Raw genomic sequence first — 24308 nt, forward strand, 5'->3', positions numbered from 1 at the left:
GGAGGTTCGCATGTCCCTGACGACCGCACTGTTCACGGGCCTGACCGGTCTTGACGTTCACACCAAGGTGCTGGACGTGATCGGCAACAACATCACGAACGTCAACACGATCGGCTTCAAGGGGAGCCGGGCGCTGTTCGAGTCGCAGTTGACGACGAGCTTGACGCAGGGCACGGCGCCGGGCGCGACCAGCGGCGGGACGAACCCGACGAGCATCGGGCTGGGCGTGAGCTTCGGCGGCACGCAGCGCAACAACACCAACGGCTCCGTACAGCCGACCGGCGTCAACACCGACCTGGCGCTCGAAGGTGACGGATTCTTCATCCTGCGCCAGCCCAACGGTCAGTTCTTCACGCGCGCCGGCACGTTCGATCTCGATGCGTCCAAGAATCTCGTGTCGCCCAACGGCGGGATCGTGCAGGGCTTCGGCGTCGACTCGAATTTCAACGTCGTGCCGGGCGTGATCAAGGACATCAACGTCCCGCTGGGCACGCTGACGATTGCCGAGGCGACGCGCAACGTCACGCTCTCGGGCAATCTCAACGCCTCGGGCACGCTGGCCACCGCCGGTTCGCTCATCAGCTCGCAGGGGCTTTTCGATTTGGGGACGGCGGGGGTGGCGACGGGGGCGACCCTGTTGTCGGACCTGAGCGCCGACGGCTCGACGCCGCTGTTCACCGCGGGCGCCGGCGCGGGCACGCCGGGCAACGTGATCACGCTTCAGAGCGTGGAAAAGGGCGGCAAATCGCTCGGCACGTTCACCTTCGAAGTCAACAGCGCCAACGCCACCAGCTCGACCGACTTCGGCACGACGCTCGATGATTTCCGTCAGTTTCTCGAAGACGTGCTGGGCATCAACAACACCGTCGACAGCGCCGGCGTGACCGTCGACGGCACGACGGGCGCACTGACCATCGCCGGGAACGTCGGTACGATCAATAACATCACGCTCCAGACCTCCGACATCTTCTCCAACGGATCGGTGGGTCAGCCGTTCCTATTCAGCACTTCGCAGAACGCGGTCGGCGAATCGGTGCGGACGACATTCGTCGCGTACGACTCCCTGGGCACGCCGCTGACGCTCGATCTGAGCGTGGTGCTGACCAACAAGGACTCCAACGGCACGACGTGGCGCTTCTACGGCGAAAGCGCCGATGACACCGACCTGAGTCTGGCGCTGGGCACCGGCACGCTTCAGTTCAATACGTTCGGCGAGCTGAGGGACGTGACCAATCCGAACATGTCCATCAACCGGACCGGCACCGGCGCCGTCGATCCGCTGACGGTCCTGCTGAACTTCGGCGACGGCACCGACGCGGTCAGCGCCCTGACCGATACGTCCAGCAACATGGCGGCGGTGTTCCAGGACGGCTCGCCCATCGGCACGCTCAGCACGTTCAGCATTTCCAACGACGGGACCATCAGCGGCGCGTTCACCAACGGCCTGACCCGCACGCTCGGACAGGTCGCGCTGGCGACCTTCTCCAACCCCGAGGGCCTCGTCGAAGTCGGGTCCAACATGTACGCGGCCGGCCCCAACAGCGGGCTGCCGGTCAATGTGCAGCCGCTGACCTTCGGCACAGGACGCATCGTCGCGGGGGCGCTGGAGCTTTCGAACGTGGACCTGTCGGCGGAGTTCGTCAACCTGATCTCGACGACGACGGGCTTCTCCGCCAGCTCGCGCGTGATCACGACCAGCGACCAGCTCATCCAGCAGTTGCTTCAGGCCGGTCGATAAGCGCGGAGGGTTCCCATCATGATCCGACTCACGCGGCTTAACGGCCAGCCGTTCGTCATCAACGCGGAATTGATCCGCACGGTCGAAGCGCTGCCCGACACGACCATTCGGCTCGTCAACGGCGACACGTTCATCGTCAGCGAGTCGATGGACGAGGTCGTCGAGCGCGCGGTGGAGTACGGGCGGAGTCTGCGCCGGCTGGTACAGCCGAGCTAGGAAGTGGCCGATGAGGGAAGTATGCGGCGGCCGGAGAAGGCTGCGGACATGCCGGTTATCAGACCCGCCCGACGCCGGAGGGATCCGGAAGTGCGAGAGGCGGGCTGTGATCAAGTGTCGGGCCGCGGGGGTCGATACTTGGTCAATCGGACGCGCCCTGACTGCGCGGTCATGGATGATGGGAGTGACAGATGGACCTGGGAACGATCGTCGGCATCCTGATGGGCTTCGCCCTGATCATCTGGAGTATCTGGGCCGGCGGCAGCTTCAGCGCGTTCATTGACGTTCCGAGTATTGTGATCGTGATCGGCGGCGCGATCTGCGCCGTGATGATCGCCAATCCGCTTGAACGCGTCTTCAAGATCATGGGGGTGTTCAAGAAGGCGATGCTCCATAAATCCGAGTCGACGCAGAAGCTCATCACCGAGCTGGTGTCGTACGCTGAAATCGCGCGGCGGGACGGGATTCTGTCGCTCGAAGCGCAGTGCAAGGAGATCGAGGACCCGTTCATCGTGCGCGGGATTCAGATGGCCGTCGACGGGACGGACCCGGAGCTGATCGCGCAGATCATGGAGACGGAGCTGGAGAATCTGATGGAGCGTCACGAAGCGGGCAAAGCCCTGCTCGACACGCTCGGCAAGTACGCTCCGGCGTTCGGCATGATCGGTACGCTGGTGGGTCTGGTGGCCATGCTGGCGAACATGAGCGATCCGTCGAAGATCGGCGGCGGCATGGCGGTCGCGCTGCTCACGACGCTCTACGGCGCGATTCTGTCCAACGTGGTCTGTCTGCCGATGTCGGACAAGCTCGCCAAGCGCAGCGCCGAAGAGGTGCTGATGAAGACGATCATCATCAAGGGGGTCATGAGCATTCAGAGCGGGGACAACCCGCGCGTGGTGGAACAGAAGCTCAAGACGTTCCTACCGCCGTCGCTGCGCGGCGCGGACAGCGAGGCCGAGGCGGCGGCGTGATCGGATCGATGACGCCGGCGACGGGGCCTGATGCGGATGAGGATGCGAGTGGGATATGGCCAAGAAGCATAAATGCCCGGAGGGCGTGCCCGAGTGGATCGTGACGTACGGCGACATGATGTCGCTGCTGTTGTGCTTCTTCATTTTGCTTGCCGCCTTCAGCGAACCGAAAAAGGACAAGGAATACCAGGAAGTCGTGCAGGCGATTCAGGAAGCGTTCGGGTACACCGGCGGATCGGGCTTCATCCCCAGCATCGAATCGCCCGCCACCAGCATCCTCAAGCGCATCGACGCCATCAATCTGCACCGCGACATTCACGCCCGCATCAGCCGGGCTGACGATCCGGGCGTGACCGGCAAGGAAGCGACGGTCAAGAAAGTCCGCGAAGGATTGCAATTCACCGTCGGCGGGCAGATCGCCTTCGAAGCGGGATCGGCCACGCTGACCGATGCGGCGAAAGTCGAGATCGGCAAGATCGCCGCCGTCATCCGCGGGCAGAACAACAAAATCGAAATCCGCGGGCACTGCTCCAACGACGACCTCGTGGCGAACTCCGGATACGCGGACCTGTGGCAGCTTTCAGCGGCGCGGGCGTCGGCGGTGATGCACTTTCTGACGTCACCCGAAGAAGGGATCGACCCGCGGCGACTCCGCGTGGTGGCATGTGCCAATTACGAGCCGATCGCCCAGCGGGTGTACGACCCGAGCAAAGTGGCGGTCAATCGACGCGTGGAGATTCTGGCGACCGAGAATCTCATTTCCGATTTCGAGGACAATCCCGGGCCGAGTTCCGCGGCCCCCATCGACAACAGCAGGTGACACCATGGCAGAAGAAAAGGTAGAAGCAACCGCGTCCGCGCCCGCCGCCGCCTCCGGCTCCAAGGGCGGCACCATCAAGACGCTCATCATGATCGTCGTCGTTCTGCTCCTTGAAGGCGGAACGATTACTGCTACCATGATGCTCGTCGGCGGACCCAAACAGGTTCAGGGCGTCGGATTGGATACCGACAAGGACGCCGACCAGAACAAGCTCGTCGAGGTGCTCGTCGTCAAGGACAAATACGAGAACCTCAAGTCCGGGCGTCAGTTTCTGTATGACACGGAGGTCTATCTCACCGTCCGCAAGAAGGACCAGCAGACCATCACCGATGACCTGACGGCTCAGAAGGCGCAGGTTTCGATGGCGATCGGGACGATCATCCGCCAGGCCGATCCGTCCTACTTTCAGGAAGCGACGCTGGCGACATTGCGGCGGCAGATCAAGGCCATGCTCGACGAGCACATGGGTAAGGACGCGGACGGAACTTCACTGGTGCAGGATGTGCTGATCACGCGATGCATTCCGTTCCGGGGCGACTTCTGATCGCCCGGAATGGACGAACGCGGGAATTGGCCAAAACGCACGCAGTTTGCCGATCTGTAAAAGAGAAGCTGCGAGGTCACGGATGGCCGATGCCCCCAAATCCAATGCCGCTGCGCCCGCCGACGCCGCGTCGGACCCGACGGCGATGGCGGCGGACGCACTGAACGCCGCTCAGCAGGCAGTCGACGAACTTCAGCAGGCCGCCGACGGCGATGCCGGCGACGGCGCTTCGCCCAGCGGACCGAATTTCGATCTGCCGAGTTTTCAGCGCGTGCTCGCCGACGTCGAAGCCAGCGGGATCGACCTGCTGCATGATGTTGATCTGCATGTGAAGATCGAACTGGGTCGGACGCACATGCTCGTAGAGGATGTGCTGCGCCTTGCCGAGGGCAGCGTCGTCGAGCTCGACAAGCTGGCGGGTGATCCGGTGGACGTCTATGTGAACGAACGGCTCGTCGCGCGCGGCGAAGTGCTCGTGCTCAATGATAATTTTTGCGTGCGCGTCAGCGAGATCGTCTCGCAGCTTGATAATAATGAGCTCGGCGAATCGGAAGAAGAGGCGGAGTCGCCCGCCCCGAAGAAGCGGTAGTCGTTGTTGATTGACCCCTGTGGGTCCGTGTCGGCGGAGTCCGGCATGTGAACAGCCAGGATGGCGCATGTTTTTCCGCACGTTCGCAATGGCGGTCGTTCTGATCGTTGGAGGCAGATGCCTCGGCGAAGTCGTCGCGTCCGCACCCGAGCCCGCCGCCGAAAGCAACACGCCGATCACCATCACCCCGGTGCCCGCGCCTGTCGAAAGCCGCGGGCTGAGTCCGCGAAGCCCCGGATCGCCCGTTGCCGCCGCCCCCGAAGTTGAGCCAATCGAAGCACCGAAGGCGGCCGCCGCGCCAGCGCCGGCTCCGACGCCGCGTGCGACCACCTCGACCGCCGCCGCGCCGACGGCCGTTCCGCTGCCCCCGCCTCCGCCGCAGGAGCGTCTGCCGCTCGGGGCATCAACCGAGTCGACATCGCTCGCCGGTGACGCCGCGCCGCCGACGGGGTCGTGGATGTTTCAGACGTTCGCCGCCCTGGCGATCGTCATCAGCATGATCTTCGCCCTGCGGTTCATCCTGCAGCGCGTTGGCGGGGGGGCGACCGCCGCCGCTCATGTCGCGCCGCTGGTCGAAGTCCTCGCTCGCACGACCATCGCGCCCAAGACGCAGGTCATGTTCCTGAAGATCAACCAGCGCATCGTCGCCGTCTGTCAGAGTCCCGCCGGCATGCATCCGCTGACCACCTTTGATCAGCCCGATGACATGGCGTGGATTCTCTCGCAAATCGAAAGCGCTAAGCCCATGTCGATCTCTCAGGGCTTCCGCCAATTGGTGCATCGATTCGACCGCGACTACGCCGCCGAGTCGGAAACCAGCCCGACCGGCCCCGACACCGGCGAACAGTACATCGACCGCACGCGCGATTCGATGTCGAGTCTGCTCAGCCGGCTCCGCACGCTTTCGCGCGGCAAGGGAAATTGACCATTGACCATTGACCATTGCAAATTGAAAATTGCGAACACTGACACCAGCCCGCGCCGGGTCGGGTCCAATTTGCATTTTTCAATTCTCAATTTTCAATTTGCAATGGTTCTTGCGCTCCTCTTTTCAACCTTCGCCTTCGCCGCGCCCGCCTCCGAACCGGCAGCCGCGTCATCGACCGACACCTCGCAGGCCCTGCCCGTCGCCAACACGCTCAAGCCCCTTCAAATCGACAACCCGATCACCATCGTGCAGGACGCCGCCGACTCCGTCCCGGGTTTCTCCGGCGGGCTCTCTGCGACGATCAATATCATTCTGCTCATGACGGTGCTCTCGCTCGCGCCGGCAATCCTGATCCTCTGCACCTGCTTCACGCGCATCATTGTCGTCCTCGCCCTCCTGCGTCAGGCGATCGGCACGCAGGCCCTGCCCCCGAGCCAGATTCTCATCGGCCTCGGACTTTTCATGACCATGCTCATCATGGCCCCCACGTTCACGCAGATCAATCGCGTGGCCATCACCCCGCTCTCCAACGGCCAGATCGATCAGATGACCGCATGGGTCCGTGCCAAGCAGCCGCTCCGCGATTTCATGTTCGACCAGATCGAACGGTCCGGCAACTGGGGCGATGTCTACATGGTCCTCAACTACCGCGGCGTCGACACCGCCCGCCCCGAAAAACTCACCCGCGCCGACGTCGACATGATCACGCTCATCCCCGCCTTCATCTTGAGCGAACTGAAAACCGCCTTCCTCATCGGCTTCCGAATCTACCTGCCGTTCCTCATCATCGACATGGTCATCGCCTCGCTGCTTATCTCGATGGGCATGCTGATGCTCCCGCCGGTGTTGATTTCGCTGCCTTTTAAGCTGCTTTTGTTCGTCCTCGTCGACGGCTGGCGCCTCATCGTGGGCAATCTGCTCGACAGCTTCGCGGTTCATGGAGGGGGAGTGGGTTTCTAGTTTCTGGTTTCTAGTTTCTTGTTGGAGTGACCGTATGGCGACTTTCTCGAGATTTGAAGACATTGAAGCATGGCAGAAAACCCGTGGTCTTGTCAGCAGCATCTATGCTGCAACGCGCCAGGATGTGTTTTCACGTGACTTCGGCCTCCGTGACCAGATTCGACGCGCTGCTGTGTCGGTCCTCTCCAACATTGCCGAGGGATTTGAACGCGACGGCAACAAGGAATTCATTCAGTTTCTGGCAATCGCAAAGGGCTCGCTCGGCGAGATCAAGAGTCAGCTTTGTGTGGCGATGGATCAGCAATACATCCAGAAAGCAGAGTTTGATCACCTGTACAAGACTGCCGGTGAAATCAGCCGCATGATCGCCGGACTCATCACCTACCTGCGACGGACCCCGATACGTGGCCCCAAATACAAACACCCCAACAAATGACAACAACAAGAAACTAGAAACAAGAAACTAGAAACAAGAAACTAGAAACAAGGAACACCCCGCCCATGACCCTCGAACAAGCAACAGCCATTTTACGGGAATCAATGCTCGTGGCCCTGATGATCAGTGGGCCGATCCTTGCGGTGGGCTTGATCATCGGGCTCATCATTTCGCTCTTTCAGGCCGTGACGCAGATTCAGGAGCAGACGCTGACGTTCGTGCCGAAGATCGTCGCGATGGCGGTGACGGTGATTCTGCTGGTGCCGTGGATGGGTGTGAAGATGATTGAGTTTTCGCAGCACATGTTCGCGCCGAGATGAAATGGATATGACGCATGCCCGTATCGCTGGTTCCGATTCTGCCGCACATCCCGGTGTTCCTGCTGGTGGTGTTTCGCCTGGCGGGCATCTTCATGTTCGCGCCGATGTTCGGGTCGGACATCATTCCAGTGAAAGTCAAGGCGCTGCTCGCGCTGGTGCTGGGGTTCTGCGTGTACCCGCTGATTCCCCCGCAGGCGCCGGTGCATTTGACGATGATGTCGATGGTCGTGTCGATCGGGTCGGAGATGCTCATCGGGCTGGTCATCGGCTACGGCGCGTCGCTGCCGCTGGTCGCCATGCAGCTCGGCGGATTGATCATGGGGCAGCAGCTTGGGCTGGGTTTCGCGCAGGTGCTCAATCCCGACTTCGGCGAAGACACGGACGTGTTGGGTCAGACGCTCTTCGTCACCGCGCTGACGGTGTTCATCGTGCTCAACGGGCATCACATTCTGCTTTCGACGCTGGTGCACAGTTTTTCGACCGTGCCGATCGGGGCGTACATGCCCGGGTCGAGCGTGCTGCACGTCATCACCGGCCTGCTGGCGTCGATGTTCGAGTTGGGCGTGCGCGTGGCGGCGCCGCTGCTTTGTCTGGTGTTTTTAGAGACGATCGCGATGGGCTTCATCGCCCGCACGGTGCCGCAGCTCAATATCCTCAGTCTCGGATTCCCGCTGCGCATCATCATCGGCATGATGCTCGTCATCGCGCTGATCGGCCCGATCTACGAGTCGCTGATCGTCTCCATGCGTCACGCGCTGGGTCTGGTTTACCAATTGTTCGGCGGGTGACACGTCGCCGCCTTCGCGTTTCGAGTTTCGGATTTCGAGTTTGATGTAAGGAACTGCCCATGGCCATGGATGAAATGGGCGAAAAGACAGAGGCCCCGACGGCGCGGCGATTGCAGGAGTCGCGCGATGAAGGTCAGATTGCGCGCAGTCAGGACCTGACCGCCGCGATCACGCTGATGGGCGCGATGCTGCTGCTCGGCACGTATGGCGAGAAAATGCTCGGCGGGATGGAAACGCTCGTGCAGTCGATGATCAGCGGGTCCTACACCTCCAACGCCACGCGGGCCGACGACATCGGCGGTCTCTGGGCGATGGGCATGCAGCTGGCGATGCGCATGGTCGCCCCGGTGGCGATCGGCATCGTCGTGCTGGCGATCGTCGCCACCGTCATGCAGGTCGGCATCCTCGTGACCTTCCGCCCGCTCATGCCCAAGTTCGAAAAGCTCTCGCCGCTTCAGGGCTTCGCGAATCTCTTTTCGCTCCGGGGCCTGATGCGGCTGGCGATGAGCGTGCTCAAGGTCGCCATCGTCGGCGCGGTCGGCGCGTGGTGCGTCTATGACGATCTGCCGAAGCTATTGGCGCTGATCTATCTCGATGCGCCGTCGCTGCTGGCGGCGGCGTCATGGCTGATCTGGGTCGTGGCGATCAAGCTCGCGGCGGTGCTCTTGATCCTGGGCATTCTCGATTACGCCTACCAGAAATGGCAGCACATGCAGCAGCTCATGATGAGCAAGCAGGAAGTCAAGGAAGAGATGCGCAACATGGAGGGCGATCCGCTCATCAAGCAGCGCCGGGCGCAGGTCGCACGGCAGCTTGCGATGCAGCGCCTGCAGGCGGACGTGCCCAAGGCGGACGTCATCGTGACCAACCCGACGCACTTTTCCATCGCGCTCCAATACGACGGCAAGAAGATGGCGGCGCCGAAGGTCGTCGCCAAGGGCGCGGACCTGATGGCGATGCGCATTCGGCAACTGGCGGTGCAGCACGGCATCCCGATCGTCGAGCGCCCGCCGCTGGCGCGGGCGCTGTACAAGGCGGTCAAGGTCGGGGACCAGATCCCCGGCGAGTACTACGCCGCGGTGGCGGAAATCCTGGCATACGTGTATCGACTCAACGGACGCAAGAGCGCCTAGTGATCAGGTGAAACGAGCTTCATGGCCAAAGCCCTCGCACAACTGAACACGCCCCGATGGATCCAACTGGTCAAGCAGTACTCGACCTATGCGGTGCCGATCGGCGTGGTGTCGCTCCTGGGCGTCATCATCGTGCCGATGCACCCGCGGGTGATGGACATCCTCATCGCCATGAATCTGGCGCTGTCGGCCATCATCCTGCTGACCACCGTCTACATCGAAAGTCCGCTGGAATTCTCGGTGTTTCCGTCGCTCTTGCTGACCACGACGCTCTTCCGACTCGTGCTTAACGTGGCGTCGACGCGGTTGATTCTCTCGGCCGACGCGACCGATCCATCGCAGGTCGTCGGCGTGGCGGGCGATGTGATTCAGGCGTTCGGCAACTTCGTGGCCGGCGGATCGGTCGTCGTCGGCGTGATCATCTTCGTGATTCTGATCGTCGTGCAGTTCGTCGTCATCACCAAAGGCGCGACGCGCATCTCGGAAGTCGCGGCGCGATTCACGTTGGACGGCATGCCGGGCAAACAGATGGCGATCGACGCGGACCTGAACGCCGGCACGATCAACGAAGGCGAAGCCCGACGCCGGCGCGAACAGGTCACGCAGGAAGCGGACTTCTACGGTGCGATGGACGGTGCGTCGAAGTTCGTGCGCGGCGACGCCATCGCGGGCATCATCATCACGCTCATCAACGTCATCGGCGGGTTCGCCGTCGGCGTGTTCGACAAGGGTTGGCCCGCCGCGGACACGCTTGGCAGTTTCACGAAGCTGACGATCGGCGACGGGCTGGTGTCGCAGATTCCCGCGTTCATCATCTCGATCGCCGCCGGCCTGATCGTAACGCGGTCGAGCTCCAACAACGACCTGGGCACGGAACTGAGCGATCAGCTCACCAGTCAGCCGGTCGCGCTGGCGATGACGGCGATGTTCCTCGGGTTGCTCGCATTCACGGGATTGCCGGCGGTCCCGATGCTGGCGCTGTCGGCGGGCGTGGGGAGCGTGGCGTTCTACCTGATGCGCAATGACAAGGCGGATCGACAAGTCAATGAAGCGGAGAAGAAGGCGAAGGAGGCGGAAGCGGCCGCGCCGCCGCCGGTCGAAAAACTGTTGACGGTCGACACACTGGAACTGGAGATCGGCTACGGACTGGTGCGGCTGGTGGACGCCAAGCAGGGGGGCGATCTGCTGGACCGGATTTCGATGTTGCGGAGACAGATGGCGGTGGAACTGGGGCTGGTCGTGCCGCCGGTGCGGATTCGCGACAACATGCAGCTTCAGCCGCACGATTACCACATCAAGGTGCGCGGCAACACGGTGGCGTCGGGCACGGCTTATCCGGGCAAGTTCCTGGCGATGCAGACGGGCATGGCCGACACGCACAGCGATCCGCTCGACGGCGTGCACACGCGCGAGCCGGCGTTCGGGCTTGACGCATGGTGGGTCGAGCCGGCGCTGAAGCAGCGGGCGGAAACGCTCAACTACACGGTGGTCGATGCGACGACGATGCTGGCGACGCATCTGACGGAGGTCGTGAAGAACCACGCCGCCGAACTGCTCAGCCGCGAGGAGACGAACAATCTCGTGACGCAGCTCAAGGAGAAGTCGCCGAAGCTGGTGGAGGAAGTGATCGGCGAGCAGATCAAGCCGGGCGAGCTTCAGCGGGTCTTGCAGAATCTCTTGCGCGAGCGCGTGCCGGTGCGCGATCTGGAGACGATCGTGGAGACGCTCAGTGAATGGGCGGGTCGGACGAAGGACCTGGATGTGCTGACGGAGTATGCGCGCAACGCGCTTCGCCGGACGATCTGCAATCAGTACATCGAGACGGATGTGGAGACGGGGGCGGGGCGGCTGTTCTGCGTGACGCTCGATCCGTCGCTGGAGGATTTGATCAACGGGTACATCGAGCGGGGGACGGGCGGGACGACGATGACGATGCCGCCGGCGATCGCCAACCGCATCACCAGCGCGATGATCGGCGAGATTCAGAAGCTCATCACGACGGGGCATCATCCCTTGGTGCTCGCTTCGCCGCAGGTTCGTGCGCAGGTGCGCGGATTACTGGAGCAGAGCATTCCCAACATCGCGGTGATGGGGTATAACGAGGTTTCCAAGGGTGTTGAAGTCGAGTCGGTCGGGTTGGTGCAGGTGGAACTTGCACCTGAGCCGACGATCAGCACATCGAATCGATTACAGGGGTCACTCAGTTGAACATGAAGACGTTCGAGGCAGGGTCGATGGCCGAAGCGCTGAAGCGGGTCAAAGCGGAGCTTGGCCCGTCGGCGGTGATTCTGCACACGCGGACATTCCACCGCGGGGGCTGGCTGGGATTCGGCCGGCGCAACGTGGTGGAGGTCACGGCGGCGAATGACGTGAACATCGTGCCGCCCAAGCTTCGCCGCGCGGTGCTGGAGGACACGCCCGTCGCACCGCCGCCGCGGCGCATCGCCGGCAGCGCGGTGGCGGGGGCGTACGGTCAGCCGGCGCCCGCCGCATCGCCGGCGACGGCGCGCCCGACGCCGGAGATCGTCGTGCCGACGCAACAGGCGATGGCGACGCCCGGCGGGGCGGTGAACGAGGACATCACGCAGATTCGCATGATGGTGCAGCAGATGATGCGCCGTCAGTCCGCCCGCCCGCCGCAGGATTTGCCGGACGTGCTGTTCAATCAGTATCTGGCGCTCCTGGAGCGGGAGGTGACGGAGGAGTTGGCGGACGAAGTGGTGCAGAGCGTGCGCGGGAAGCTCAATGCGAAGGAACTCAACGACGCGGGCGCGGTGCGCGAGGCGGTTCGGCGGGAGATCGCCGAGCTGGTGCCGGTCGATGTGCAGTCGCCGCACCGGGCGCGGCCGGCGGACGGTCGCCCGCTGACGATCGCGCTGGTCGGGCCGACGGGTGTGGGCAAGACGACGACGATCGCCAAGCTCGCCGCGACGTTCAAGCTGCGGGAGAAGAAGAAAGTCGCGCTGATCACGATCGACACCTACCGCATCGCCGCGGTGGATCAGTTGCGGACGTACGCGGACATCATTCAGGTGCTGCTGCACGTCGCGCTGACGCCGGCGGAAATGAAGGCGGCGATCCGCAAGTGCGCCGACTGCGACGTGGTGCTCATCGACACCGCCGGTCGCGGTCAGCGCGACGACGCCAAGCTCTCTGAGCTGCGCAAGTTCATCGACGCGGCCAACCCGCACGAGGTGCACCTGGTGCTCTCGAGCACCTGCTGCCAGTCGGTCCTGATGGAGGCGGTCGAGCGGTTCGCCCATGTCCGCACGGACCGGGTGATTTTCACGAAGCTCGACGAGGCGGTGAGTCTGGGCGTGGTATTAAATGTTGTACGCCGGGTCAATAAGCAGCTATCCTATATCACGACAGGCCAGGAAGTCCCCCATCAGATCGAGCCCGGGTGCTCGAATCGGCTGGCGCAACTGATCCTGGGCGAGGGACTGTGAGAAAGGACCGGTATGTACCAGGACCAGGCGACTGAGCTACGCGCGATGATGCACCGAGCAGGCAGTGACAAGCAGTCGGGTTCCGCGCGCGTGGTGGCGATCACCAGCGGCAAGGGCGGCGTCGGTAAGTCCAATGTGGCGGTCAACTTAGCAGCCCGTCTGGCGAAGATGGGACGCAACGTCGTGTTGCTCGATGCGGACATGGGCATGGCCAACGCCGACGTGCTTTGCAACGTCGCGCCGCGGGCGACCCTGGCCCATGTCGTGGCGGGGCGGCGGCAGCTTGAGGAGGCCATGGTCGAAGCCCCCGGCGGGTTCACCCTGATACCGGGAGCGTCGGGTCTGGCTCAGATGGCCAACCTCTCGGAGTTCGAGCGGGCGCGGGTCGTCAATCTGTTCCGCCAGCTCGAGGACCAGCACGACCTACTACTGATTGATACCGGGGCGGGCATCGGCCCCAATGTGATGAGCTTCCTTCTGGCCGCGCAAGAATTGCTCGTCGTCACCACCCCCGAGCCGACCGCCGTCACCGACGCCTACGCGCTCATCAAGGCGGTCAGTCGCCAGCGCGAGTCGGTGACGATCAACCTGCTGGTCAACATGGCGCGGGACCGCGAAGAGGCGCGGCGGGTCTACGAACGGATCAGCGCCGTGACGCGCCGCTTCCTCGGTCACGCGCTCTCCGACGCCGGGTATGTGCTCTACGATCCGCGCGTCGGCGCCTCGGTCCGACGGCGGTGTCCGTTCGTGCTCGACGCCCCCGATGCGCCGGCCAGTCTGTGCATCAAGCAACTCGCCCACAAACTCGATCGCCACGCAACCGAGCCCGGACAAGGCGGATTTTTCAAAAAAGTTGCATCGTGGCTCGCAGGTTAGTATACTTCCCGTGTCCGTATAAAAGTGTGCGGACCTTCTCGTCAATGGATTGACGAGCAGATCTTTGCAGTTCAAGCGACGGAGCGCTGGGGCATGCCCACGCAAGTGTTCGCCAGCAGTCTCGCGTTGATCGGTTTTGCGATCGCGATCGTGACTGGTTTGGCGGTGGACAATCCCGCAACCACGACCTTGATGCGCGCCATCGGCGCGATGATCGTCTGCTACATCGTCGGCACCATCCTCGGCGCGATCGGCGAACGCGCGATCAACGAACATCTTTCCCAATACAAGAAAAAGCACCCGCTGCCTTCGCTCGACGACCCGGAGCAGAGCGAAGACGTCCTTGTGATTGAACATGAACCCGAAGGCGCTGCGCCGGTGATGGATGCCGGCGGCAGACGCGATTCGAAGACGGCGCGGCCGACCCCTGTGCGCGGGGGCGCTGCGGCGTAGTGCTGTGCGGTGCCGTCGCGTATGACGGTGTCGAGCGATCACCAAGACCGTGATCGTCAAGGAAGAGCCGGCTGATCGGTCAAGGAGCAGACCATGGCAAAACGCAGGACCGCCACGAAGAACATCCCGCTGGAAGAACGTGACATCAAGGAAGTGTGGGTCGAGTACAAGCAGACCGGCAGTGAAACCATTCGCAATTTTCTCATGACTAAATACCTGCCGCTGGTCAAGTACAACGCCGAACGCATCCACACCAAGCTTCCCGATGAAGTCGACGTCGAGGACCTCAAGCAGGCGGGCATCTTCGGGCTCATGGACGCCATCGACGCGTTTCAGATGGACCGCGGCGTGAAGTTCGAAACCTACTGCGCCCCGCGCATCCGCGGCGCGATCCTCGACGAGCTGCGCGCGATGGACTGGGTCCCCCGGCTCGTCCGCAGCCGGACCAACAAGGTCGAAGGCGCCCGCAAGCGCCTCGAGATGGAGCTCGGCCGAAAGGCGACCGACAAGGAAATCGCCGAGTCGCTCAACGTCGACATGGAGGAGTACAAGAAGCTGGCGCGCGACTCGGGGCCGACCGGCGTGGTCAGTCTCAACCGCAAATACTACGAGACGGATTCCAACAAGGACGTGCGCGAGATTGACGTGCTGCGCGATGATCGTCAGATCAATCCGCTCACCGCCGCCCAGAAGCGCGACCTCAAGGACCTGATCACCAAGGGCCTCTCCCGCGCTGAACGCCTGATCGTCATCCTCTACTACTACGAGGAAATGACGATGAAGGAAATCGGCGTGACGCTCGACCTGTCCGAGTCGCGCGTGAGCCAGATGCACAGCTCCATCCTCGCCCGCCTCAAGGCCCAGATGCAGCACCGCGACACCGAGTTCGAACCCGAAAAGGAAGATTAAGTCGGCGGCCCATCCTTCCGTTTAGCGACGCCGCCTGCGGCGTGTTTCTCCGCCGTGTGATATAACACGCCGATGCCCCTCGCCTGTCTCGGTCTCGGCTCCAACCTCGGCGATCGAGCCGCCTATCTCCAAGGCGCTCGCGAAGCGCTGGCCATCCTGCCCGAATCGCGCCTCGTCGCCTTCTCCTGTATCTACGAAACGCCGCCCGTCGGTCCCGTTGAGCAGGGCCCGTACCTCAACGCCGCCGCGGTGATCGAGACAAATCTCGCCCCGCACGATCTGCTCGCCCACCTGCGCGCCATCGAACGCGCCGCCGGCCGGGAGCGCCACGAACGATGGGGCCCGCGTACGCTCGATCTGGACATCCTGCTCTACGAAGATCGCGTCATCGCCGCCGATGATCTGACTGTGCCCCACCCGCATCTGCACGAGCGATGGTTCGCTCTCAAACCCCTCGCCGAAATCGCGCCGCAGATGGTGCATCCGACACTCGGCGCGACCATCGCCGAGTTGCTCAATCGCGTCGAGTCGTCGATGTGAATCGGCGATAAGGTCAGTGAGAGATGGGCACGTAATGCTGCGACGGATGCGAGCCGTTCGTGCCGGGATGGTACCACTCGGTTTCCTGGGCGTTGTATTTTTCGACGTGACCGTCAAGATATCCGCCGCTGAGCAGAAGTTCGCGCGGGCGTGTGGCGGTCGGGTCGGTCGATTGCCAGTACGAATGCGATGAACTGGCGGGATTGTTGGCGCGGACGGGGCCCGCGTCGGCGAAGGGATGCGAACTGGTCCAGTACGAGGTGCCGCCCGGCTCGTTCCACGCCAGTTGATCGCAGGTGAGCAGTTGCCCGGGTCGCCCTTCGCCCATGCGGTCCGGCCCCTCAAAATAATTGGGCACCTGCGTCTTGTACCCTTTGAAGCCCCAGAACAGGAAATACGATCCGTTAAGAATGGCGGAATTGCCCGTCTCGTATTCCTTCTGCGCGTTGTCCGGCCTCTGCGGCGCGAGCGGGCAGTAGAACGTGTCGACCTTCGGAATGTATTTGAGCAGGCGCTTGCCCATCCACCCGCCGTCAAACCCATTGGGCGCTCCGCCGTACACGTCCGGGTGATAATTGATGCGATTGGGCAGCGTCCACCACTGACTCGTCGCCGACACCTGATAACCCTGAATCGACGTCGGGTAGTAATCGCGATTGGCCGAGGCGTAGACGGTCACGGTGGCGATGATCTGTTTCTGATTCGTGCCGCAGACGACGAACTTCGCCGCCGCCCGCGCCTGCGCCAGCGACGGCAGCAGAATCGCGATGAGCAGCGCGATGATCGCGACAACGACGAGCAGTTCGATGAGCGTGAAACCTTGTCGGCATCGAGCGCGCCGTTTAGCGGCGGGGCTCGCCCCGCGCTGCTCGATGCACGCGCCCTGCGGGGCAAGCCCCGCCGCTAAATGCGCACTGCGATTTGCATGCTCGTGTCTCATTTGCGTCGCATCCACACCAGCGTCAGCACCATCAATCCCGCCGGCAGCGCGCCCGGCGCCGGCACCACGAACGACTGATTCATCAGACCCAGGTTGTACAGGTTCGCCACTTCCTGCTCGCTCAGCACGCGGTTCCAGATCGAAAAGTCATCGATGAGCCCGTTGAACTCGGCATTCAGATCACTCGCCCGCGCGCCCAGCATGATGCCCAGCGCATTGGAGAAGTCCCGGCCGGGGGTGAACACGTTCGTGTCCCCGCCGCTGCCGCCGATGGCCCAACCGTTCTGCGTCCCGTCGCCCGCCGCCAGGCCGTCGTAGTACGCGTTGAACACACCGTTGGCGTTGTCGATGACGAGCACGAGGTTGTGCCATGCGTTCATGTCCGCCGCGGTGAAGGCGTGATTGAGGCCGAGGTTGTCGGTGGCGTTGTTGGCGCCGGTGTAGTTGGCGCGGACCTGGATGCGGCCGGCGCCCGTGGGCTGCAGCCAGATCGACCAGCCGTTGTCAACCGAAGCGGAGTTGCCCTTGGAGGCGATGAACGCCGTCGTGTCCGCCTCGCGGGCGTTGAACCAGAGCGAAATCGTCTGGCTGTCTGAGGCGGTGATGTCGTAGTTGTCGCCATAGTTGACGCGTGAGTTGCCGTCGCCCGCCACGCCGTCGAGTCCGTCCGTCAGATCAATCGCCTGGCCGATGCGGCCGGGGGCGGAGGAAGTCACGGCGCTGTTGGTGGTCGCTGCGGAGGCGGTGCCGTTATGCGCCGGGTCGACCTGGTTTTGAATGGTGAAGCTGCCGCCGTTGGTGCTCAATGCGGGCGGGGGCATGGTGACGCCGCGGTTGACGTGACCGTCATCCATCGACGAATAGAGCAGCAGCCCGTTGTTGAGCGCGGCCGTATCGACAAAATCGTACTTGGCGTTGAGATAGCCCTGCACGAGCGCCTGCTGATTGGCGCTGAGCGTCGTGTTGTAGACGAGCACTTCGGAGATGTCGCCGTTGAAGAATTGGTTGACGGCACTGGTGTTGGCGCCGACGCGCGTGAACTGGTGTCCGGCCGGCGAGGCGGTGGCGCCGGTGGCGCTGGCGGCGGCGACGCCGTTGAGCGATTCGGTGACGGTGTCGTCCGAGGCCCACTTGGCGGTGATGATCGTCGGCTGTGTCGAAGCGGTGGCGTTCGACCCGGCGAATGTCCCGCTGCTGGCGCGGGCATGCGAAATGTAGTCGCCGGATTGGGTGAACGTGCCCCACAGCCCCGACGAACCGGCGCCGGCTCCCGAGCTGTACGACGAGCGGAAAAGTATCTGCGTCGACGCCGGCGCGTTGGACTGCGCCACGATGAACCACGTGAACTGATCGCTGTTAAAGGCGCTGTTGGCGGCGATCTGAAGGTATTCGCTCGTGCCGTTGAAACGCACGGTGGGCAGGCCGTTGATGCCGTTGGCGATGTAGGTCGGCCCGTCGATCGCGCCGCTGTTGTCGGTCGCGTCATTGGACCCGCCGACGCTCGTCGCCTGATCCGCCCACGACGAAATCGCATCGGTCCCGTCCTTGGTCACGCCCGCTCCCGCATCCAGATGCAGCAGCAGATTGTTCGTCACGGTCAGCGTCGCCGCCTCGCTCGCGCACGGCACGGCCATGCAGCCCGCCGCCATCGCCGCCGCGATCAGCCGTCGCTTGTTCGTCCATTGCTTGTTTTGCCCTGCGGTCAGCGTCGATGTGCGTGTGCGGTGCCTCATGGTTCCGTTCTCCTGTGGGGGTGCGATCGTTGCGGGGTCATCTCATTCGAGCCGTTCGGAAACTTCAGCTTCACATCAATGATCTCGTGCGGCGGATCAACCGCTTCCTCCGCCGCCTGCTGTGCGAACATGCGCCCGATATGCCGCCCGATGCTCTCGGGGTCGAGCGCCTGCTGCGCAAACGGATAGGGCGGCGCTGCGTCATGCGGGCGCAGATAAATATCCGACGCCGCGATGGCGATGTTTTTGCCGGGTTTGAGCTTCAAGGTCATCGCCGCCGCCAGCGCGCCGTCGGCCAGCGGGCGGCTCCGGGCGATGATGCCGAACGGCTTGCCGCAGCGCTTCAGCAGATGCGCCACCTCCGCCGTGATCGCCGCCGGGTCCGCCGGCAGATTGCGGACGATCAGCGCCCCCGCCGGCAAACCCGCCTGTGCCATCGCCGCCGCCACGCCGTCGTACAACTCGAAATCGCCCGCCAGCACGTTGTCGCGCTGAAGCAGGAGCAGCCGCTCATGACCATGCGACAGCGCATACTCGACCAGCAGCCGCCCGATCTTGCGATGATCACGGTCGATCCACGGCAGCGTTGAAACCGACGGTTGAAGCGACCCGAGCACCACCGTCGGCAAACCCGACGCCGCCAGCGCCCGCTGCGTCGAAACGCTCGATCGCACCAGTAAAAAACCCTCGCGCACCGAGCTGGCCAGCGCCTCGGACACGAGCGCCTGAACCTGCTCCACGCCGTCATTGGCGCGCAGGAAATTGAACTGCACATCCGCGCCGGGAAGCTGATGCTGCATGCCGATGACGACGCCGTCGCTGAGCAGGCCTTCCTTGCGCAGATGATCCTCGCGCACGAGCAGATGGATGCGCTGCAGCGTGTGCTCGTGATGATTCTCGCCGGGGTCGGTGATGAACGTGCCGCGGCGTTGCTTGCGTTCGATGACGCGCCGCTTGGCCAGGAGCTGAAGCGCGCGATTCGCCGCCGTGGTGGACACGCTGAGCATCCGGGCCGTCTCGGCGGTGCCGATGTACGGATCGCCGGGCTTGAGCCGCCGCTTGCGGATATCGACCTCGATCCGCTGGGCCAATTCGGTAATCGTCGGGCTGCGCCCTGACTGGAGCATGAAGTGATCTCGGTTCCGTGCCTCTGACGCTGAGGAGGGTATCAAAAACATTTTTATTCGTCAAGCAATTTTTTTGCTCTTTGTAGAATTTAATTGCCCGCGATATGATGGTCCCGACATCGACACAAGCGGCGCATCGCTCCCCGTCGCGCTCAAATGAGGCCAAGTCATTGTCAAACCAACGCTTGCAATTCATCATCGGATTGGTCGCCGCCGCCTTGCTCGCCCCCGGCTGCGCCGCTTCGGACGTGAAGCCCGTCGCGCAGACACCCCCGGCCGAACCGGCGATTTACGATCTGGGCGACCCCGCGTCCAAACAGATCACGATCCCCTCCATCGACATTTCCGATCAGACCCAGCGCCATGTCGTCATCGCCGCCGGCACCCCGACCGTCTATCAGGGCCACGCCACCACGCTCCTCATGCCCGATGGCAAAACCATCTTCTGCACATGGACCCTCAACCACGGCGGCGCCTGCGGCCCGCTCAAGCGCTCCGACGACGGCGGCAAAACATGGAGCGACCTCATCCCCACCCCCGACAACTGGCGCACGATCCGCAACTGCCCCTCGATCCACCGCCTCGTCGACCCCGCCGGCAAAGAACGACTCATCGTCTTCGCCGGCAACGGCCCGATGTACCAGTCCGTCAGCGACGACGCCGGCAAGACCTGGTCATCAATGACGCCCAATGGTCTGCACTGCATTGTCGCGCCGACAAGCGTATTGAACGTCGACAACGAAAAAGGTCACTACATGATGTGGGTCCATCGCGGGCCCAGCGATCGTGACCACTCCCCGCTCAAGCTCTATCAATCCGAAACATTCGACGGCGGGCTGACATGGGTCAACGAGCGCATGATCCTCGCCGTCAAGGACGCCAATCCGTGCGAGCCGGCCGTGATCCGCTCGCCCGACGGCAAACAGCTTCTGCTCATCGCGCGCGAAAACGCCCGCCGCTACAGTTCGCTGATCATGACCAGCGAGGATGAAGGCAAGACCTGGTCCGCGCCGCGCGAAGCGCCGCCGGGGCTCATGGGCGATCGCCACCGCCCGCAGTATCTGCCGGACGGACGGCTGATGATGGTCTTCCGCGACGTCAATCCCAAAAGTCCGACGTTCAGGCATTTCGTCGGCTGGGTCGGCGCCTATGACGACATTCTCACGGGAAAACAAGGCGAATATCGCGTCAAACTGCTGCATTCCAACAAGTCGATGGACTGCGGGTACGGCTGCCTGGAGCGGCTGCCGGACGGGACGATGGTGGCGACGACGTATGTGAAGTATCAGCCGGGCGAGAATCTCAATTCGGTGGTATCGGTGCGATTCACCGCGGCCCAGCTCGATCAGCTTGTCGATGCATCGCGCGTCCAGCGCAGCGATGTCTTCGTGTCGGGCGAAGGCGGGTATCACACGTTCCGCATTCCCTCGATCATCGCCGCGCCCAATGGCGATCTGCTCGCGTTCTGCGAAGGCCGCCGCAATGCCTCCGCCGACTCGGGGGATATCGACTTGCTGCTCCGCCGCTCGACCGACGGCGGCAAGACCTGGGGCGATGTGCGGACACTCTGGGACGACGGACCCAACACCTGCGGCAATCCCTGCCCGGTGATCGATCGCGACACAGGCGTGATTCATCTGCTCGTGAACTGGAACCGCGGCGACGATGTCGAAAGCAAGATCAAAAGCAAGACGTCAAAGGACGGCCGGCATATTTATGTGATGACCTCCGGCGACAGCGGCGCGACATGGTCCAAGCCGCGCGAGATCACCGACAGCGTCAAGCCCGACGACTGGGCGTGGTACGCAACCGGCCCCGGCGCGGGCATTCAGATCGAGCGCGGCGAACATCGCGGGCGCCTCGTCATTCCCTGCGACCACAGCGCCTTTCCCTGGCAGGGCACCGATTCCTATCGCGCGCACGCCATCTACAGCGACGATCACGGCAAAGCATGGCGCACAAGCGGGATCATCGCGCCCGGCGTCAACGAGTGCGAAGTCGTCGAGCTGACCGACGGACGGCTGATGATGAACATGCGAAATTACCGGCGTTCCGAGGACAAAACGCGCGCGATCGCCTACAGCAGCGACGGCGGCGAAACATGGTCCAAGGTCACGCACGACGAAGCGCTCATCGAGCCGATCTGTCAGGGGTCGATCCGCCGCATGACCTGGCCGCATGATGGCAAAGCGGGCGTGATTCTGTTTTCCAATCCCGCGAGCCGGGACAAGCGCGTCGATCTGACGATCCGCGCGAGTTTCGACGATGGCGGGACGTGGCCGGTGTCGAAGCTGATTCAACCGGGGCCGGCGGCTTATTCGTGTCTGGTCGCGCTGCCGGGCGGGCGCGTGGGGTGTCTTTACGAAGCGGGGGGCTACAAGCGAATCGTTTTCGCGTCGTTCGATCTGGACTGGCTGACCGGGCCGGCGAAGGCGGAGTGAATCCGCAACGCCCATTTCACACGGAGCGCATCAACATGGACCGCAAGACACACGGACTGATCGCCGCGACGTTCACGCCGATGAATTCGGACGGATCGCTGAACCTTTCGATGGTGCCGCGGATCGTCGAGCATCTGATCGACACGGGCATCATCGGCATGTACATCGCCGGGAGCACGGGCGAGGGCGTGTCGCTGACGAGCGCCGAGCGCGAGCAAGTCGCCGAGGCGTACGTCAAGGCGGCGGCGGGGCGGATGCTGACCTTCGTGCAGGTCGGGCAGGACTCCGTCGAGCAGGCGCGTCAGCTTGCGGCGCATGCGGCGAAGATCGGCGCGACCGCCGTCTCGGCCGTGACCCCGACGTACTTCAAACCCACCAGCGTCACGGCGCTCGTCGAGGCCATGGCGCACATCGCCGCCGGCGCGCCCGATCTGCCGTTCTACCACTATCACATTCCGACGGTGACCGGCGTGAACCTGGACATGGTCGAGTTCCTCAAGCTCGGCGGAAAACGCATCGCGAACCTCGCCGGCCTCAAGTACACCGCGTCGATGCTCCACGAATATCAGGCCTGCCTCGAACTCGACGGCGGGCGGTTCGATGTGCTCTTCGGCTTCGATGAAATGATGCTCGGCGCCATGGCCGTCGGATCGACCGCCTCCGTCGGCAGCACGTTCAACTTCTGCGGCCCGGTGTATCAGAACATCATCCGCGCCTTCAACGACGGCGACCTCGAAACCGCGCGTCGCTGGCAGAGCCGCTCCGTCCAGATCGTCCGCACGTTCGTCCCCTACGGCGGGCGCGAAGCGCAGAAGGCCATGATGAAAATGATCGGCCTGGACTGCGGCCCGACGCGCACGCCGCTGACCACGCTCGCCAGCGAACGCTACGACAAACTGCGGAGCGAACTGGAGGCCATCGGCTTCTTCGACCTCCAGCACGCCGCCGCATCACACTGATCGCGCTCGACTCACCCCTCCCTTGAAGGGAGGGGCCGGGGGAGGGATTGCGATCGTCGGTGCGCTTGCAAGTTACGAACGCGGCATCGACGTTTGGAATCCCCCCCTCCCAACCTCCTCCTTCGAGGGGGAGGGGTGAATGGCAACGGAACCTCATCTCTTGGAGGCGACAACATGACGAACGCACGTCGAGCCGCGCTCGCGCTATGGGTCATGCTCACCATGATCGGCCCCGCCCGCGCGGACAAGCCGATGCTCGAGACGATGGACCTCTTTGAGAGCGGACAGCTCGGCTACAAGCTCTATCACATCCCCGGCCTCGTCACGACGGCAAAGGGCACCGTCTTGGCGTGGTGCGAAGCCCGCAGGAAGGGCAGCGACTGGGACGCGATCGACATCCTCCTTCGCCGCTCCACCGACGGCGGCAAGACATGGAGCGAGCCGCAGAAAGCAGCGGATGTGCCGGGAAAAAAGGACAAAAACCCCTTCGCCCTGCGGCTCAAGTTCGTGGACCCCAATGATGTGACCTACAACAACCCCGTCTTCATCGCCGACCGCGACGGCACGGTGCATTTTATTTTCTGTCTCGAATACATGCGGTGCTTTTACAGCCGCAGCACCGATGACGGACTCACATGGTCGACGCCCGTCGAGATCACCGATACGTTCGAGAAGTTCCGCGCGGATTATGACTGGAAAGTGCTGGCGACGGGACCGGATCACGGCATCCAACTCAAGAATGGTCGGCTGATCGTGCCGGTCTGGATCTCGACGGCGACGGGCGGCAACGCGCATCGGCCGTCCGTGACGGGGACGATTTACAGCGATGATCACGGCAAGACATGGCAGGCCGGCGACATTGCCGTGCCGTGCACGGACGCATGGATCAATCCCAATGAGACGACGACGGTCGAGCTTGCCGACGGGCGCGTCATGCTCAATGTCCGCAACGAATCGAAGGACAATCGGCGCCTCGTCGTGACGAGTCCCGACGGCGCGACGCACTGGTCGGAGCCGAAGTTCGATGAACATCTGGTCGAGCCGATCTGCATGGCGAGTCTGATGCGCCTGTCGCTGGCGCACGACGGTCATGGGAAAAACCGGCTGCTTTTCGCCCATCCGGACAATCTGCTCGTCGGCGACAAGGAGGGGCAGCCCGGGCGCAATCGCGATCGGAAAAACCTTTCGATCAAGCTCAGCTATGACGAAGGCCGGACTTGGGCAGTGAACAAGGTGCTCGACTCGGGCGGCAGCGGGTACAGCGATCTGACCGTCACGCACGACGGGACGATTCTCTGTTTCTACGGCCGGGGCGACCGCAAGGACTACGGCGGGTTCGCGTTCAAACATCTGACGCTGGCGCGATTCAACCTCGAGTGGCTCACCGACGGCGCGGATCAACTTGAACCGGACTGGAGCGCGCGATGATGCGGATCTG

At 63.2% G+C, this 24308-nt stretch carries 25 protein-coding genes; 22 read left to right on the top strand and 3 right to left on the bottom strand.

Annotated features, from left to right (window positions below):
• The first annotated feature begins 10 nt into the window (after positions 1-10).
• From GC162_12795 to folK, 19 genes are all read left to right on the top strand, one after another.
• A complete protein-coding gene (locus GC162_12795) occupies positions 11-1738 on the top strand; it encodes a flagellar hook-basal body complex protein (GenBank protein ID MBI1369517.1) in 1728 nt (575 codons plus the stop codon).
• A gap of 18 nt (positions 1739-1756) precedes the next feature.
• Positions 1757-1954 carry a flagellar protein gene (locus GC162_12800; protein MBI1369518.1) on the top strand — a complete coding sequence of 66 codons (198 nt, stop codon included), beginning with the start codon at positions 1757-1759 and terminating at the stop codon, positions 1952-1954.
• Positions 1955-2145: 191 nt separating this feature from the next.
• Positions 2146-2925 carry a motility protein A gene (locus GC162_12805; GenBank protein MBI1369519.1) on the top strand — a complete coding sequence of 260 codons (780 nt, stop codon included), beginning with the start codon at positions 2146-2148 and terminating at the stop codon, positions 2923-2925.
• A gap of 55 nt (positions 2926-2980) precedes the next feature.
• Positions 2981-3745 carry an OmpA family protein gene (locus GC162_12810; GenBank protein ID MBI1369520.1) on the top strand — a complete coding sequence of 255 codons (765 nt, stop codon included), beginning with the start codon at positions 2981-2983 and terminating at the stop codon, positions 3743-3745.
• Between the two features lie 4 nt (positions 3746-3749).
• Entirely contained in the window at positions 3750-4289 is a 540-nt protein-coding gene (locus GC162_12815; protein MBI1369521.1) for a hypothetical protein, read from the top strand.
• A 145-nt stretch (positions 4290-4434) separates the two neighbouring features.
• On the top strand, positions 4435-4878 hold the full coding sequence (fliN, locus tag GC162_12820) for a flagellar motor switch protein FliN (GenBank protein MBI1369522.1): 444 nt from the start codon (positions 4435-4437) through the stop codon (positions 4876-4878).
• Between the two features lie 245 nt (positions 4879-5123).
• The gene (locus GC162_12825; protein MBI1369523.1) at positions 5124-5378 is read left to right on the top strand and encodes a hypothetical protein; all 255 of its coding nucleotides are present in this window, start codon (positions 5124-5126) and stop codon (positions 5376-5378) included.
• Positions 5336-5803, top strand: coding sequence for a hypothetical protein (locus tag GC162_12830; protein MBI1369524.1), 468 nt, complete (start codon positions 5336-5338; stop codon positions 5801-5803). The genes GC162_12825 and GC162_12830 overlap by 43 nt, the downstream gene beginning before the upstream one ends.
• Positions 5804-5908: 105 nt before the next feature.
• Positions 5909-6766: a flagellar type III secretion system pore protein FliP gene (gene fliP / locus GC162_12835; protein MBI1369525.1), complete on the top strand. Its 858-nt coding sequence runs from the start codon at positions 5909-5911 to the stop codon at positions 6764-6766.
• Between the two features lie 34 nt (positions 6767-6800).
• Positions 6801-7202: a four helix bundle protein gene (locus GC162_12840; protein ID MBI1369526.1), complete on the top strand. Its 402-nt coding sequence runs from the start codon at positions 6801-6803 to the stop codon at positions 7200-7202.
• A gap of 65 nt (positions 7203-7267) precedes the next feature.
• Entirely contained in the window at positions 7268-7522 is a 255-nt protein-coding gene (fliQ, locus tag GC162_12845) for a flagellar biosynthesis protein FliQ (GenBank protein MBI1369527.1), read from the top strand.
• 14 nt (positions 7523-7536) lie between these two features.
• The gene (fliR, locus tag GC162_12850; protein ID MBI1369528.1) at positions 7537-8310 is read left to right on the top strand and encodes a flagellar biosynthetic protein FliR; all 774 of its coding nucleotides are present in this window, start codon (positions 7537-7539) and stop codon (positions 8308-8310) included.
• A gap of 59 nt (positions 8311-8369) precedes the next feature.
• A complete protein-coding gene (flhB, locus tag GC162_12855) occupies positions 8370-9443 on the top strand; it encodes a flagellar biosynthesis protein FlhB (GenBank protein MBI1369529.1) in 1074 nt (357 codons plus the stop codon).
• A 21-nt stretch (positions 9444-9464) separates the two neighbouring features.
• On the top strand, positions 9465-11651 hold the full coding sequence (flhA, locus tag GC162_12860) for a flagellar biosynthesis protein FlhA (protein MBI1369530.1): 2187 nt from the start codon (positions 9465-9467) through the stop codon (positions 11649-11651).
• A gap of 2 nt (positions 11652-11653) precedes the next feature.
• The gene (gene flhF / locus GC162_12865; GenBank protein ID MBI1369531.1) at positions 11654-12892 is read left to right on the top strand and encodes a flagellar biosynthesis protein FlhF; all 1239 of its coding nucleotides are present in this window, start codon (positions 11654-11656) and stop codon (positions 12890-12892) included.
• A gap of 12 nt (positions 12893-12904) precedes the next feature.
• Positions 12905-13768, top strand: coding sequence for an AAA family ATPase (locus GC162_12870; GenBank protein MBI1369532.1), 864 nt, complete (start codon positions 12905-12907; stop codon positions 13766-13768).
• A gap of 93 nt (positions 13769-13861) precedes the next feature.
• Positions 13862-14221, top strand: a complete 360-nt coding sequence (locus tag GC162_12875) for a hypothetical protein (GenBank protein ID MBI1369533.1) — start codon at positions 13862-13864, stop codon at positions 14219-14221.
• 93 nt (positions 14222-14314) lie between these two features.
• On the top strand, positions 14315-15130 hold the full coding sequence (locus GC162_12880; protein MBI1369534.1) for a FliA/WhiG family RNA polymerase sigma factor: 816 nt from the start codon (positions 14315-14317) through the stop codon (positions 15128-15130).
• A 72-nt stretch (positions 15131-15202) separates the two neighbouring features.
• Positions 15203-15670 carry a 2-amino-4-hydroxy-6-hydroxymethyldihydropteridine diphosphokinase gene (folK, locus tag GC162_12885; GenBank protein ID MBI1369535.1) on the top strand — a complete coding sequence of 156 codons (468 nt, stop codon included), beginning with the start codon at positions 15203-15205 and terminating at the stop codon, positions 15668-15670.
• Positions 15671-15683: 13 nt separating this feature from the next.
• Here folK and GC162_12890 read toward each other — a convergent pair whose 3' ends face one another.
• From GC162_12890 to GC162_12900, 3 genes are read right to left on the bottom strand one after another with little or no spacing between them, the layout of a single operon-like run.
• Complete coding sequence (locus tag GC162_12890) at positions 15684-16610, bottom strand: prepilin-type N-terminal cleavage/methylation domain-containing protein (GenBank protein ID MBI1369536.1); 927 nt, start codon at positions 16608-16610, stop codon at positions 15684-15686.
• The gene (locus GC162_12895; protein ID MBI1369537.1) at positions 16607-18343 is read right to left on the bottom strand and encodes a hypothetical protein; all 1737 of its coding nucleotides are present in this window, start codon (positions 18341-18343) and stop codon (positions 16607-16609) included. Before GC162_12895 ends, GC162_12890 begins: the two co-directional genes overlap by 4 nt.
• Positions 18340-19521 carry a GntR family transcriptional regulator gene (locus GC162_12900; protein ID MBI1369538.1) on the bottom strand — a complete coding sequence of 394 codons (1182 nt, stop codon included), beginning with the start codon at positions 19519-19521 and terminating at the stop codon, positions 18340-18342. The genes GC162_12895 and GC162_12900 overlap by 4 nt, the downstream gene beginning before the upstream one ends.
• A gap of 1208 nt (positions 19522-20729) precedes the next feature.
• Here GC162_12900 and GC162_12905 point away from each other — a divergent pair.
• From GC162_12905 to GC162_12915, 3 genes are all read left to right on the top strand, one after another.
• Positions 20730-21911: an exo-alpha-sialidase gene (locus GC162_12905; protein MBI1369539.1), complete on the top strand. Its 1182-nt coding sequence runs from the start codon at positions 20730-20732 to the stop codon at positions 21909-21911.
• Between the two features lie 35 nt (positions 21912-21946).
• Positions 21947-22870: an N-acetylneuraminate lyase gene (locus GC162_12910; GenBank protein ID MBI1369540.1), complete on the top strand. Its 924-nt coding sequence runs from the start codon at positions 21947-21949 to the stop codon at positions 22868-22870.
• A 174-nt stretch (positions 22871-23044) separates the two neighbouring features.
• Positions 23045-24298 (top strand): exo-alpha-sialidase, encoded by a 1254-nt coding sequence (locus GC162_12915; protein MBI1369541.1) that lies wholly within the window; start codon positions 23045-23047, stop codon positions 24296-24298.
• Positions 24299-24308: the final 10 nt, after the last annotated feature.

This window comes from Planctomycetota bacterium, from assembly GCA_016125255.1.
Taxonomy (GTDB): Bacteria; Planctomycetota; Phycisphaerae; order Phycisphaerales; family Zrk34; genus RI-421.

What these genes read in the sequence shown, in the direction of transcription:
- GC162_12795 (MBI1369517.1), top strand. Translation starts at nt 11, where the DNA reads ATGTCCCTGACGACCGCACTGTTCACGGGCCTGACCGGTCTTGACGTT.
- GC162_12800 (MBI1369518.1), top strand. Translation starts at nt 1,757, where the DNA reads ATGATCCGACTCACGCGGCTTAACGGCCAGCCGTTCGTCATCAACGCG.
- GC162_12805 (MBI1369519.1), top strand. Translation starts at nt 2,146, where the DNA reads ATGGACCTGGGAACGATCGTCGGCATCCTGATGGGCTTCGCCCTGATC.
- GC162_12810 (MBI1369520.1), top strand. Translation starts at nt 2,981, where the DNA reads ATGGCCAAGAAGCATAAATGCCCGGAGGGCGTGCCCGAGTGGATCGTG.
- GC162_12815 (MBI1369521.1), top strand. Translation starts at nt 3,750, where the DNA reads ATGGCAGAAGAAAAGGTAGAAGCAACCGCGTCCGCGCCCGCCGCCGCC.
- fliN (MBI1369522.1), top strand. Translation starts at nt 4,435, where the DNA reads ATGGCGGCGGACGCACTGAACGCCGCTCAGCAGGCAGTCGACGAACTT.
- GC162_12830 (MBI1369524.1), top strand. Translation starts at nt 5,336, where the DNA reads ATGTTTCAGACGTTCGCCGCCCTGGCGATCGTCATCAGCATGATCTTC.
- fliP (MBI1369525.1), top strand. Translation starts at nt 5,909, where the DNA reads ATGGTTCTTGCGCTCCTCTTTTCAACCTTCGCCTTCGCCGCGCCCGCC.
- GC162_12840 (MBI1369526.1), top strand. Translation starts at nt 6,801, where the DNA reads ATGGCGACTTTCTCGAGATTTGAAGACATTGAAGCATGGCAGAAAACC.
- fliQ (MBI1369527.1), top strand. Translation starts at nt 7,268, where the DNA reads ATGACCCTCGAACAAGCAACAGCCATTTTACGGGAATCAATGCTCGTG.
- fliR (MBI1369528.1), top strand. Translation starts at nt 7,537, where the DNA reads ATGCCCGTATCGCTGGTTCCGATTCTGCCGCACATCCCGGTGTTCCTG.
- flhB (MBI1369529.1), top strand. Translation starts at nt 8,370, where the DNA reads ATGGCCATGGATGAAATGGGCGAAAAGACAGAGGCCCCGACGGCGCGG.
- flhA (MBI1369530.1), top strand. Translation starts at nt 9,465, where the DNA reads ATGGCCAAAGCCCTCGCACAACTGAACACGCCCCGATGGATCCAACTG.
- flhF (MBI1369531.1), top strand. Translation starts at nt 11,654, where the DNA reads ATGAAGACGTTCGAGGCAGGGTCGATGGCCGAAGCGCTGAAGCGGGTC.
- GC162_12870 (MBI1369532.1), top strand. Translation starts at nt 12,905, where the DNA reads ATGTACCAGGACCAGGCGACTGAGCTACGCGCGATGATGCACCGAGCA.
- GC162_12875 (MBI1369533.1), top strand. Translation starts at nt 13,862, where the DNA reads ATGCCCACGCAAGTGTTCGCCAGCAGTCTCGCGTTGATCGGTTTTGCG.
- GC162_12880 (MBI1369534.1), top strand. Translation starts at nt 14,315, where the DNA reads ATGGCAAAACGCAGGACCGCCACGAAGAACATCCCGCTGGAAGAACGT.
- folK (MBI1369535.1), top strand. Translation starts at nt 15,203, where the DNA reads ATGCCCCTCGCCTGTCTCGGTCTCGGCTCCAACCTCGGCGATCGAGCC.
- GC162_12890 (MBI1369536.1), bottom strand. Translation starts at nt 16,610, where the DNA reads ATGAGACACGAGCATGCAAATCGCAGTGCGCATTTAGCGGCGGGGCTT.
- GC162_12895 (MBI1369537.1), bottom strand. Translation starts at nt 18,343, where the DNA reads ATGAGGCACCGCACACGCACATCGACGCTGACCGCAGGGCAAAACAAG.
- GC162_12900 (MBI1369538.1), bottom strand. Translation starts at nt 19,521, where the DNA reads ATGTTTTTGATACCCTCCTCAGCGTCAGAGGCACGGAACCGAGATCAC.
- GC162_12905 (MBI1369539.1), top strand. Translation starts at nt 20,730, where the DNA reads ATGGTGGCGACGACGTATGTGAAGTATCAGCCGGGCGAGAATCTCAAT.
- GC162_12910 (MBI1369540.1), top strand. Translation starts at nt 21,947, where the DNA reads ATGGACCGCAAGACACACGGACTGATCGCCGCGACGTTCACGCCGATG.
- GC162_12915 (MBI1369541.1), top strand. Translation starts at nt 23,045, where the DNA reads ATGACGAACGCACGTCGAGCCGCGCTCGCGCTATGGGTCATGCTCACC.